This window comes from Alteromonas sp. MB-3u-76 (assembly GCF_002831605.1).
Taxonomy (GTDB): domain Bacteria; phylum Pseudomonadota; class Gammaproteobacteria; order Enterobacterales; family Alteromonadaceae; genus Alteromonas; species Alteromonas hispanica.
This window is the reverse complement of sequence record NZ_CP025115.1, coordinates 262,722-275,431: the sequence shown is the minus strand read 5'-3', so window position 1 is coordinate 275,431 and position 12,710 is coordinate 262,722. Positions and strand designations below refer to the sequence as shown.

The following is a 12,710-nucleotide window of genomic DNA, read 5'->3' as shown; positions in this document are numbered from 1 at the left end:
TGGTGTGCTGTGTGGGGGCCGATGGCTTCTCTTCGTGTTGGTCTATTTCACATGGTAATTGAGCGTGCTAGCCAAGTGGCAATCTACTCAACATTTCCACATTACTCCCGTGTACCGTTTCGTAGCCAGTCTATCGCTTCCGCGACAAACCAAGTACGAAGACGTCGATAGCTAGTCGATTCGTGTACCACTAAAAAAAAACATCTGCTCATCACAGACTTACTATGTACTTCCGCCCTTCGCCATCCTAATCAGCTTTTGGCTGATAAGAACGCCATCAAACACTGCTGATGGTCAGCTCGGTTTTATCCTCCACACCATTACTGGCTTTCACAGGCCGAACTTTACTCACTACTACGGCGTCATCTGCCACCTCGCACCAACACCTACCTTGAGTCGCCTCTCGCATAGATGCTTCTGGCTCATAACCAGAGACGGTGTCAGGCTTCCCCAGTTACTGTGCTGGCTCCCTGTTAGAAATCCCACCCTCAAACACAAAACAGGACTGACTGGGTATCGGGCTTCGCGCTATTTTGCACGCTTACCCTCCTGTCTTGCCGAATCAGGTTCACTTGCGTTGTGTACCTCTAACTTCCTATGGCTTCCTTCGGACCCTGTCGTTGGCCAACAACGCCCTTGCCATTCGGATTATCTTCCCCTCAGTCAGGGTGATTCAGGTTTCTTTCAACCTGACGGGTTTGCCAGCTTCGCTGGGCAAACAAAAAAGGGGCTCATAGTCGAGCCCCTTCGCGGGTAACAAATAAACTCTCTAACAAAGAGATTTTAAAACAGAATTATTTTCCGCCTTTTCCTTCCATATGTAACCCTAACGCCCAGCGATTATCGAAACCTTTCCAAGGCGCAGGCGTCTCACCGCCGCTTGGTACCTGGTCACTACTGCCCGTTACCTCTAAAAATGCGCAATAATCTGGCATGGCTTTTACATGGCAATTCATTAGCGCTAAGGCAAAGTGTTCGTTAATCGCATTAAGCTTTTGCTCTTCCCATGCGGGCTCTATATAGCTACCCAAGTCGAACTCACTGCCATACGCTTCTTTCGGTGCCGGGTGAGGTGCAACATTATGACGTGCGTTTTTAATGGTTAGTAACTTGGTATCTTTATGCGTTGTGTGATCAAACAACCAACGAATGCCATCGTAGCCTGATATATCGTCGTTATCTCCGGCTACAAACAACACCGGTACGTTGATATTGGATATCGACTTTGTATCAAACAACTGCTGCTGCCCGCCCCACGGTGCCAGTGCCAGGGCGGCTTTCCATGCGGGTAATGTGTCATCACTTGAAGGCTTGCCACCTGCGCAGGTGTTTAAGGCCGCTTTGACCAACTGCACTGTTGCAGGGTCTTGTGTACCGGTAAAAGTGGCAGCCGTAGTATCGTTAAACGCGTAACAACCTCCCACCGTGCTCATTGCGCCATATCCGCCCATTGAGTAACCAATCACTCCTGCGCGAGTTTCATCCACCTCGTCGGCAAAGAAGTTGTGCTGAGAAATCGCATTAAGCGTAAACACCTGATCTCTCGAGCGATTCAACAGCGTACTTGGAAACCCACTGTAAGGACTTTCTGCAAAATTAACGTCTTTGTTTGTTGAGTCTGTATGGTCAATGGCGGCAACCACATACCCATGAGAAGCCAAGTGCTCGCCAAGATAATGCATTAGTGTGCGGTAGCCGGTATAACCGTGAGAGATGACTACGATAGGATAGTTTTCGTCCGTCGCCATAATGGGCGCATCGCGATAGGCATCAGCTTGAATTTCAAAAGACTTACCGCTACGTGTTTCATCGCTATAGATCGCCAGCTCCGTGCTCTCTGATGCAGGATACCAAACCTCGAGGGTTAACTTACGCTTTACCATTTCTCCTGACATTGTCATTGCCGCTTCGGGGTATGCAACATCAATGGTTTTAACCCCTACCTGTAGCTTTCCACTTTCGCTGAGCTCAGGCATTACATCAGCTGGGAAGTCTTTGTAGACATTTTGTGCTGCGAAAGATGCCGAGTTGAGCAATAAACCCGCACTACACCACAAGACACTCAATAGGGATAACGTTTTCATATTATGCTAAATCTTTGTAAACAAGTTTAAAACAATATATTACTCAATTAGTGACGACAAGCAAGAAAGTCTCTATTTATATGAGATATTGTAAAAATACGCCTTGAGCGAATTACTTTCACGCCATGAATTTATAGGTAAGCGTATAACCTCAATAGTGAAAATAGTTAGATAAGTCCTCGGGTAGACACTTAGGTTAAACGCTAGGGTAGTCGCTAAAAGCTTCAGCGAAGTGAAAAGAAGAGGTTCGCTCTAAGTGTGAGTAGCGTAAATGATATTGCTCTGGGCTTTAGAGTTTCAGGCGTTTCGGTTTCGAGCGAGGGTTTCATGCTAGCGGTTTCAATTTGCAGTGTTAATACCAGTCCGCATAGATAATCGGTATCAAAAAAATTCAAAAAAAAGCCGCTAATAAGCGGCTTTTAAGATTATTTTTCAACATTTAATATTTTGTCTTGAATTAGAACGGAATATCGTCATCAAAGTCAAAGTCAGGCTCGGCCATTGGCGGAGTCTTCGGCTGAGGCTGATTTCCACCTTGCGCTGGAGCTTGATTGAAACCGCCGCCTTGGTTTTGGTTGTAACCGCCTTGCTGCTGACCGCCCTGAGCTGGTGCTTGATTATAGCCACCGCCCTGGTTTTGGTATCCACCGCCCTGGTTATTTTGCGGACGTTGGTAACCGCCGTTACCACCACCAGCTTCACCGCCGCGACCACCAGCTTCACCGCCGCGACCACCAAGCATTTGCATTTGGTCTACAATAATTTCTGTGGTGTATCTGTCTTGACCCTGTTGGTCTTGCCACTTACGAGTTTGCAATTTACCTTCAACATAAATCTGCGAACCTTTCTTTAGGTACTCACCCGCAATTTCAGCCAAACGACGATACATCGTTAAACGATGCCATTCGGTGCGCTCTTGCGGTTGTCCCTGCTGATCCTTCCAGCTTTCGCTAGTTGCAAGACTTAGGTTTGCAACGGCGTTTCCGTTCGGCATGTATCTAACTTCAGGATCATTGCCAAGGTTTCCTACAAGAATGACCTTGTTCACGCCTTTCGTTGCCATTGATGTCTCCTGTAACGTGTTTATTTGGCTTGCTGCTTTTTGTTTACAGTAACGTGCACAGCATATTACTCAATAGTATTACGCTGTGCCTTGTTAGGTACTGCCTTCATGCATTCTATTTACGCATTGTATAAGAGTACGACAGCAACAAGCTCGAAAGTTCATTGATTCAAGCCCTGTAGTATATCGTATTTTAATAGGGAAAAATGAAGTTTTTATTCCCCTAATTCAGTACAACAACGCTAACAGAATATTTCTACACCGTCTTCTGATCTTTTGTGCGGTTTAACAGGCACGGCATATTGTTCAGTCTACCTACCACCAAGCGGTATAGAAAGCGATGAGAATGAAAATGACTGCAATAGCTGCAATGTTAAAGCCTCTGGTGGTATGGAACTGCACCTCATCTAAGTGTACCGCGTTCTCATGCACGCCTTTCTTCTCTAGAAGAGATACTACAACCGCCAGTGCAATACACAGTACAAACACAATTCCTACGCGATCTATAAATGGCAGTTCGGGCCAAAACTGTCTGAATACAATACTGAGAACAAAGGACCCCAAAGCTGCTAGCAAACCACCATTGGCGGTGGTTTTCTTCCAGAACATACCCAGAATAAAGAGGGCACAAATACCCGGAGTAAAGAACCCTGTAAATTCTTGGATATATTGGAAGGCTTGATCGAAGTTGCCAAGCAGCGGCTTCGCCGTGATCATGGCAATAACAAGTGCCAGCAGGCTTACAGAACGCCCCACTTTTACATAATGGCTCTGTGTTTCGTTAGGACGCTTATCTTTGTATATATCCATAGTAAAAATAGTTGAAACGCTATTGGTCATAGAAGCAAGAGACGAAACTATTGCCGCAACTAGAGCAGCGAAAATAATTCCTTTCAAGCCAACAGGCATAAGCGTCATCAAACTGGGATAGGCCTGATCGGGTTTAGCAAGCTCTGGAACCAGTATAACTGCTGCGATACCGGGCAGCACAACAATAAGCGGCATGAGCAGTTTCAAAAAGGCAGCAAACGCAATACCTTTCTGAGCTTCTTGTAGACTCTTCGCAGCCAGCGTTCGCTGAATAATATATTGGTTAAATCCCCAATAAGACAGGTTCATTATCCACATCCCACCAATAAGAACAGATATGCCCGGTAAGTCCATATAGTGTGGATTGTCTCTCGCAAGAATCATATCGAATTTACCAGGCAACTGCTGCGTTAAGTCGATAAATCCTTGAATAGGGCCGGCGCCATCGCTTATTAAATTCAACGCAGTGTAAGAGAGAAATAGACCACCAAATACAAGCAGTACCACTTGAATAATATCTGTAAATGCGACTGCTTTTAATCCGCCGTAAAGAGAATATGCTAAAGAAAATAAACCCAAAAATATCATGCCGTACATCATATCTACGCCGGCAATAGTATTAATAGCAAGTGCACCTAACCACAGTACAGCGGTTAAGTTGACAAAAACGTATACCCCTAACCAAAATATTGCCATGACCTTGCGCACGCGGTGATCGTAGCGCTGCTCCAAGAACTGAGGCATAGTGTAAATTTTGTGCTTTAAAAAAATAGGTAAGAAGAATTTGCCTACAATTATCAACGTAATGGCAGCCATCCATTCATAAGATGCAATAGCCAGCCCTATCTGATAGCCCGAACCAGACATCCCAATAATCTGCTCTGCCGATATATTTGCAGCAATCAGTGACGCGCCGATAGCCCACCAAGGTAAGCTAGAACCCGCTAAGAAATAGTCATTCGTATCTTTTTCGTGTCCCGCTTTCTCTCGGGAAACCCATGCAGCTATTCCGTTAAGCGCGATGACGTAGATCACAAACAAGGTGATATCTAAGGTGGCTAATTTCATAAAATTTCCCGAGTAACACTAGGGCCTTAAAACCTAGAGAGTGCAAAAATATTTGTTGACGCTGTTTTTATGGCGTTGCATTTTATGACATTAAAGAAAGCGTTATGCAAACGTCTAAGAAAGTTAACTGCACAAATCGTAGTACCACATCTTAGGGCGTGTTGAACTTAGCTGAACGCTTATCTAGTACTAGAGATAAATAGTACCAGAAATAAAAATGTATGGTCCGCCTCGTTATTGCAATGATTAATTTCGATAACGGGGTTGGTTATGCGCTAATGTATTCGGAGTCTGTTTAGGCGCTTTCGCAACCCGCTCCACGATGAGATCCGCGCTGGATTATCCTCAAAAAACCGAAAGCTTCTGAGAGCTGTTTTTTATGTCAGGTTTTAATCCAGTGGTTCTACCGTTTTCGTCATCATATTTATCATTGCAAACCCGGTGCTAACGCTTTGCTGTTGAATGCTTTTTTTGTTTTCATCACTGCCCATGCTATTCGGGCCAGTTTGTTGGCCAGGGCAACGGTTACAACATTGAATGGCTTGGTGGCGCGTAAATTTATCAACCACTCGCCATAAATCTTTCCGGTCTTATCCGGCCTGGACATAACCGCCCTGGCGGCATGGATAAACAAGGTTCGGAGTTCTTTGTTACCCCGCTTGCTTATCCCCAGTAATTTGGGTTTACCGCCAGTTGAGTACTGCGCTGGAACTAACCCTAACCATGCAGCCATGTTTCTTCCGTTTTTAAAATCCGTAGCGCTACTGATGTTGGCAATACAAAGGCTGGCGGTCATATCGCCAATACCTGGGATGGTTTTAAGAAGCTGCCCTATCGGGTTTGTATCAACCAGTTGCTTTAGCTTTTTATCTTGTCTCTCAATGTTCCTGTTAAGGAGCAGGTAATATTCGTGCAGCTCCATGAGCTCTTCCATAAGTAACCCTGGCAAGACCTGCCGCTGCTGTGAAAGCCAGTTAAACAGTTGCTTCATTACGCTATGGCCTGTTGGAAGTGCAATGCCAAACTCCAGCAGTAAGGAGCCTATACGGGACATGCAGGCTGTTCTGTCTTTGACATAACCATGCCTTGCTTTATGAATAGCTGAAATGACCTGGGCTTCTTCTGATTTGACGCTGACAAACCGCATTTTCGGTCTTATTGATGCTTCGCATATGGCCTCTGCATCAATAAAATCATTCTTATTGCTTTTAACGAAAGGTTTTACGTATTGTGGCGGGATTAGTTTGACCGTATGCCCCATCAACTCACACTGCCTGCCAAGCCAGTGCGCACCGCCACAAGCTTCGAAGGCAATTGTGCATGGCGTTAATTGATGAAGATAGTGAATGAGTGCCGAGCGGGAAAATTTTTTGCGAATGATTTGATTATCTGAATAGTCGCGGCCTATCACGTGAAAAGATGATTTGCCTAAATCGATTCCAAGAACTTTAATAGTAGACATGATGGTTCGCCTCTTTGATTGCCTAACTCTAAGATTAGCTTAGAGGTGAGGCGGACCATCTAATTAAGCCGCAATCAGATGATGCGGCAAGGGGCACAAATAAATTTTTTAGAACGCCAATTATTACATTAAGCAAACGCACCTTGTGTGGCAGTACATACGTAAATGTCTGCATGATAACCAGTTTTATCAAAGTAGCTTTTATCTACCACTTCCTTTACTGCATCTACGCTGTCCGTTGGGACTAGCGCAACTACGCAACCACCGAATCCTCCACCTGTCATACGTACGCCGCCAGAACTTCCCAATAGCTCATCAATTATTGATACCAGATAATCGATAGGAGGTACGGTAATTTCAAAATCATCTCGCATAGATGCGTGAGATTGAGCCATGGCTTTACTTACCGTGGCAATATCACCTGCTTTCAGTGCATCACTTGCTGCCAATGTGCGAACGTTTTCCGTAATAATGTGTTTTGCTCTGCGATATACCACCTCCGGCATGTCAGATTTTGCTGCTTCTAACATTTCGATGGTAGCTTCGCGCAGCGAGGATACACCAAGTAATGACGCCCCACTTTCGCACTGCTCGCGACGCAGGTTGTATTCACTGTCTACCAAACCGCGTTTAACATTGGAGTTGATAATGACAATTTGATGAGTACTTGGCAGCGGAGAATGCTCAATAGATAGCGACTGGCAATCGAGCAGCATCGCTTTACCTTCATTCCCCATAGCCGAGATGAGCTGATCCATAATGCCGCAAGAGCAACCCACAAAAGTGTTTTCAGCTTTTTGTCCAAGTAGCGCGGCTTTCACGCCATCTAACGGAAGTTCATAAAGCGAACTGATCGCTTTTAAAATTGCCACCTCAAAAGAGGCAGAAGAACTTAAACCCGCCCCCTGCGGCACATTACCGGTTACCAGTAAATTAGCACCACCAACAGTAGGAAAATCTTCTTTTAAAACCTTTACAACACCCCGAACATAGTTTGCCCAGCCCTGTTCTTTGTCATATTGAATGTCGTTAAGCGAGAATTGGTTTCGTTGGTCTTCGTAATCTGTAGCGGTTACAACAATAGTGTTGTCCCTGCGCTTAGATGCTGCAACCCAAGTACCGAAGTTGATTGCAGCTGGAAAAACAAAGCCACCATTATAGTCGGTGTGTTCACCAATAATGTTTACCCTGCCCGGTGCATGGGCAATAAGGGCTGGCACTTCGCCATAATGATGCTCAAAACTTGAAGAGAATATTTGGTTATCCATTCGTAATCTCACGTTTCTTATAATGCTTGCTAGAAAGCGCTTTTAATCTTTCTGCAGCTTGCTCTGGCGTTAAATCACGCTGTGCTTCTGCCATCATCTCATAGCCCACCATAAATTTTCGCACACTGGCTGAACGCAGTAGCGGTGGGAAAAAGTGAGCATGTAAGGTCCATTCCGGATGCGCTTTTGAGTTAAACGGAGCACTATGCCACCCCATAGAGTAAGGGAATGAAGTCTCAAATAAGTTGTCGTAGCGCGCGGTAATATCGCCAATAATTTGTGCAAGAGTTAATGACTGTTCTTTGCTTAACTCGTGCAATGCACACACATCAAAGCGAGGTAATAACAATGTTTCAAAGGGCCATGCTGCCCAATAGGGCACTACTACCACCCAATCATCGTTTTGACAGACAACTCTTTCCTGTTTTGCAATCTCTTGCTGTGCGTAATCGGCTAACAGGGCTCGACCATGTTCAGCGAAATAAGCGCTTAGCTGAACTTCTTTTTTGGCAGGGTCTGTTGGTAAGTGCTGCTGCGCCCACACTTGGCCGTGTGGATGAGGATTAGAACACCCCATCATTGCACCTTTATTTTCAAATACCTGAACCCATTGATAATGTTGTCCTAGCTCTTGAGTCTGCGCTTTCCAGCACTCTACAACATCCAAACGTTCCTCATCGGTCAGTTCAGGCAGTGTTTTGCTGTGATCAGGAGAAAAGCAAATAACGCGGCTACAGCCTTGCTCGGTTTCAAACTGAAACAGCCCTTTCTTGTCACTCGCGGCTACTGTATCTTTTTTCAACGCGGCAAAATCGTTCTCAAAAACAAAGGTGCCTGTGTACTGAGGATTAACTTCACCGTTTACCCTTGTATTGCCTGGGCATAAATAACACGTAGGGTCGTACTGCGGTTTTTGTTCATTATTGGGCTCTTCAGACTGTCCTTGCCAAGGTCGCTTGGCACGATGAGGCGATACCAGCACCCACTCACCTAATAACGGGTTAAATCTTCGGTGTGGATCATTTGAAGGGTCGAATGGACCTGCCATAGTCGCTCTCTTTAAATATGAATGTAGTGCTACACTTTTACTCTGAATTAATAAACTGGGCACTTGAGGTTAAACGTTTACCCAAAATCATATAGTAAAGACTGAAATTTATCAATGTTCGCAGAAAGAAAAATAAATGTTAATTTCAATAACATCTACATTCACCACCAAATATCTGCTGGCTAACTCACAGAAAATACATAACAAATTTCCATCTTTGCGGGCTTTTCCGGTGTTGCTATGCAGCTTGGGAAATGAGGTTTGTTCGGGGAGTCTGGAAAATACTGAGGCTCAAGGCATAGGGCACCCATTTGCTTATCGTTTCTCAGGTTGCCGGTGTAAAACTGTAGGCCCGGTAATGTGGTGAACAGTTGCATTTTTAGCCCTGTATCTGCAGCAAATACCTGTGCTTGTGCCTGACCACTTCCATCATTATTTAGCACGTAGTTATGATCGTAACCGCCCACAATATCAAATAGTTTATGGCCTGGCGTATTATGAACTCTATTCCCTATCTCAGTGGGCTCAGTGAAATCGAATGGCGTATTTTTCACATCAATAAATTCGCCTGTAGGTAATAGTGTGGCATCTGCATCTGTTACTTTATTTGCATTTATCTTCAACACGGTGCTTTCTACCGAGTCTGCGTTACTCAATGTAAAATAAGCATGCTGCGTAAAACTAAGAGGCGTCGCTTTATCGGTAGTGGCGTGTATTGTAAGTCTTAGGGCGTTGTTATTGTCTAATGTATAACGGGCCTTCACGACAACATTACCAGGAAAGCCACCTTCTCCCTCTTCGCTGCGTAACGTTAGTTCTAAACAAGCAGCATTGTCGTCGAAATGAGAGGTTGCCTCCCATATGCGCTTGTGAAAACCAGCGTTGCCACCGTGAAGGCAATGCTCGCCGTTATTTTTGTCAAGACGATACTCTTGTCCGTCAAGTGTGAAGCATCCATTACCAATACGATTAGCATAACGCCCCACTATTGCGCCGCGGTAGCTTTCGTCGGCAATATAGTCGTTAAGGGAGTCGAAAGTTTGCACGCACTGCGTTGGCTTGCCACTGGCATCAGGTAGATTGATTTCTTTGATAATTCCACCAAAGCTTAAAATCTTCACTTCCATGCTATTCGCATTTGTTAACGTAAACATGTCTACAGATTCACCCTTAGCGCTACCGAAACCTGATACCTGAATATTCATAATACTTTTAATGCCTTTTTCCGTTTGCGAGATAACATCACTAGTGTAAAGCCGTGGAGGTGTTGACCGATGTTTTTATCTGCCACTTGGCTAAATGCAATCGTGTCAGTCAACGTATTGCTCTGTTTATAATTTATCGAACACACTTTTTACAATAAAAAGCGTTTATACCCAAGAAGATAAAGGGTATACGTTTTCAATAATGTGCAATTGTTGTGAAAGTATACGTTACAAACTAGAAACCACAACGTTCCAGCACACTTGATGAAAGCGCTAACTAAAGCGTTAGAAATTTACCCATTTTTGTAAATATAATGTACGCTATAGCTTAAAAATGGCCTCCCCAATTGCGTTCCGCTCATGCGTTTATAGAGCATTAAATAGCGCACTTGTCGTGTAAAACAAATATAAAAACAGAAAGTTGTAAAACAAAATGGCGACGATAAAAGATATAGCTCAGGCGGCAGGTGTTTCACTTGCAACAGTGTCTCGCGTAATCAACGACGGACCGAAAGTGGGTAACGATACCCGCAAACGCGTAAAGAAGATTATGGAAGAAATGGGCTATCGCCCGAACGCGAATGCTCGCGCGCTGGTTACCAAAAGAAGCGCTTCTCTTGGTGTTGTTATAGCAGAGTTACACGACCCATTTTTCGCTATGTTAGCGCATGGGGTTGAATCGGTAACACGTAAAAATAACGTACAAATTCTTTTAAGTGCCGGCTCTATTGAAAAAGAGACCGAATTGCGCGCAATTGAAACGTTACTAGAGCATCGTGTAGAAGCCATGGTTGTGCACAGTAAGGCCCTTGACGATAAAACCTTAATAGAATTTTCAAAACAAGTCCCTGGGTTTGTTCTCATTAACCGTTATATACCCGAAATTGCCAACAGATGCGTGTGGCTAGACAACGTAACTGGCGGGCGTTTAATGGCTGAATACGCAATCAATCAAGGTCACCAACACGTGGCGGTTATTAGTAGCCAATATCGCATAGACGACCCCAATCAAAGACTTGAAGGCGTGCGCACAGCGATAAAGAACGCCAATTTAGTGTTACCTGAAAGCATGATTGAATATGCCACGCCAGACCAAGAAGGTGGCGAACTGGCAATGCAAAACCTGCTAGCCACAGGCGCGAAATTTACCGCGGTTTTAGCCTATAACGATGCTATGGCATCGGGGGCGATGACCATGCTGCAAGACCACGGAATTGCCGTTCCAGAACAGGTATCGGTTATGGGTTATGACGACGTGTTACTAGCTAAATATTGTCGACCTAAACTCACTACACTTCGCTATCCTGTAGAAATGATGGCATCGAAAGCGGCAGAACTTGCACTTAAATATGCTTCGGGGAAACAACCTGAGGAAGGTTTAACCTTTAAATATACGCCTACCATTATAAAACGAGATTCGGTGGTCAGGGTGTAGCAACTGGTACACCTGTTCCCCTGTAGACTTGCTATTCTATTTGATGATGATAGCGAAAGTCTTATTGCATTTTCTTTCGTTACAACCTTTAGTGCTACAGCGGTTATCCCCAATAAGGGAAAGTGCTTGATCCTTCACACAATAACGATCAAAAACACATAAGATCTGTAATATATTTGCTACAAGTATTGATTTTATTGACGTAACGTGATCGGATCAGTTGCGCCCTTCTGATCCCGATCTCGCGCCATTACTCACTGTTAACAGACTTACCAACAAGGTTTTCCACTATTTATCCACAAGCAAAAAAATGGCCCCCCCGCCTATTTAGTTAGCGAGTTGTGATACAAAGCGTTTGTACTCTGCAATGGCAAAGTCTGAATTAAGTGTGGCGTTATGGGTCGCCTCGGGGATGACAGAAAGGTGTTTTTTACTACTTGCACTGTCTGCAAGCAGCTGCTCACTAATTGGCTGCGGTGTAATTTTATCTCGGGCGCCTACAAGTAACCAAAGCGGCCCGTCAAAATGCCTCAGAATAGGCGCAATTTGCATGCTGTGAACTTCGTCGTGTAACTTCATTGCGGTAAAGGAATTCGAAAACCCGGGCACCATATTAGCTATGAGGTCAGAAATATTATTGAAAGCGCCGTCTAGCACAAGCCCGTCTATTTGCCGATTTGCAGCTACGTAACTTGCAAAGTAACTGCCGATACCGCGCCCGTGAACAATAGTGGGAATAGAGGTGTCAAAAGCGCTTTCGACGTAATCAAACTGGGTAAGCGCATCCTGCTTAATGGCATTAATATTAAGCTTATCCGCCTTTTCACTTGCACCAACCCCTTGGTAATCAAGCCATAAAATATTGGCTGGTAACTTTCCTAGCTGATGTATAACGCTGTTATTTTCTGATAGTGGCATTCTATTATCAGCGAAGAATACAATATTGACGATAGGATTAGCGTAAGAAACTGCAACACCGCGCAGGGTTTGTCCACCCTCGTTTTCCAGCTCTACAATACTTATACCCGCAGACAAATTATCTTTTTGAATAGCACTATGAAGCCGCGTTGTGTCTAGCGATTTAGGTGTGGTGTCTTGGTAAAAGAAGGCGCTGGGCGTAACGTTGATTGCGCATCCAAATAGCAATAGGCAAGCAATGACAACAGAACAAACGTTTTTAAAAGCCATATTTGAAAGCCATGTTTGAAAGCAATAGCGAAAAACTATCCGTGTTAATATGTTACTCATTAAAGCAGAGTAGTCTTTG

At 44.5% G+C, this 12,710-nt stretch carries 10 protein-coding genes; 2 read left to right on the top strand and 8 right to left on the bottom strand.

What is annotated here, in order from left to right:
* The first annotated feature begins 391 nt into the window (after positions 1 to 391).
* Positions 392 to 757, top strand: a complete 366-nt coding sequence (locus tag CW735_RS19460) for a hypothetical protein (RefSeq protein WP_157812633.1) — start codon at positions 392 to 394, stop codon at positions 755 to 757.
* Between the two features lie 37 nt (positions 758 to 794).
* Here CW735_RS19460 and CW735_RS01195 read toward each other — a convergent pair whose 3' ends face one another.
* The 7 genes from CW735_RS01195 to CW735_RS01165 all read right to left on the bottom strand — a co-directional run bounded on the left by CW735_RS01195 (position 795) and on the right by CW735_RS01165 (position 10,008).
* Complete coding sequence (locus CW735_RS01195) at positions 795 to 2,084, bottom strand: alpha/beta hydrolase family protein (protein ID WP_100970748.1); 1,290 nt, start codon at positions 2,082 to 2,084, stop codon at positions 795 to 797.
* Positions 2,085 to 2,541: 457 nt separating this feature from the next.
* Positions 2,542 to 3,147 carry a single-stranded DNA-binding protein gene (locus tag CW735_RS01190; protein ID WP_100970747.1) on the bottom strand — a complete coding sequence of 202 codons (606 nt, stop codon included), beginning with the start codon at positions 3,145 to 3,147 and terminating at the stop codon, positions 2,542 to 2,544.
* Between the two features lie 315 nt (positions 3,148 to 3,462).
* Positions 3,463 to 5,025 (bottom strand): sodium/sugar symporter, encoded by a 1,563-nt coding sequence (locus tag CW735_RS01185; RefSeq protein WP_071978315.1) that lies wholly within the window; start codon positions 5,023 to 5,025, stop codon positions 3,463 to 3,465.
* A 427-nt stretch (positions 5,026 to 5,452) separates the two neighbouring features.
* Positions 5,453 to 6,487 carry an IS110 family transposase gene (locus tag CW735_RS01180; protein WP_100970746.1) on the bottom strand — a complete coding sequence of 345 codons (1,035 nt, stop codon included), beginning with the start codon at positions 6,485 to 6,487 and terminating at the stop codon, positions 5,453 to 5,455.
* A 128-nt stretch (positions 6,488 to 6,615) separates the two neighbouring features.
* Complete coding sequence (galK, locus tag CW735_RS01175) at positions 6,616 to 7,755, bottom strand: galactokinase (protein ID WP_071978314.1); 1,140 nt, start codon at positions 7,753 to 7,755, stop codon at positions 6,616 to 6,618.
* A complete protein-coding gene (locus CW735_RS01170; protein ID WP_100970745.1) occupies positions 7,748 to 8,803 on the bottom strand; it encodes a UDP-glucose--hexose-1-phosphate uridylyltransferase in 1,056 nt (351 codons plus the stop codon). The genes galK and CW735_RS01170 overlap by 8 nt, the downstream gene beginning before the upstream one ends.
* Before the next feature lie 182 nt (positions 8,804 to 8,985).
* Positions 8,986 to 10,008: an aldose epimerase family protein gene (locus CW735_RS01165; protein WP_100970744.1), complete on the bottom strand. Its 1,023-nt coding sequence runs from the start codon at positions 10,006 to 10,008 to the stop codon at positions 8,986 to 8,988.
* Between the two features lie 433 nt (positions 10,009 to 10,441).
* Here CW735_RS01165 and CW735_RS01160 point away from each other — a divergent pair, with 433 nt between their 5' ends.
* Positions 10,442 to 11,443, top strand: coding sequence for a LacI family DNA-binding transcriptional regulator (locus CW735_RS01160; protein ID WP_071978311.1), 1,002 nt, complete (start codon positions 10,442 to 10,444; stop codon positions 11,441 to 11,443).
* Between the two features lie 327 nt (positions 11,444 to 11,770).
* Here the strand turns inward: CW735_RS01160 and CW735_RS01155 are convergent, their stop codons facing one another.
* Entirely contained in the window at positions 11,771 to 12,631 is an 861-nt protein-coding gene (locus CW735_RS01155; protein ID WP_071978310.1) for an alpha/beta hydrolase, read from the bottom strand.
* Positions 12,632 to 12,710 lie beyond the last annotated feature (79 nt).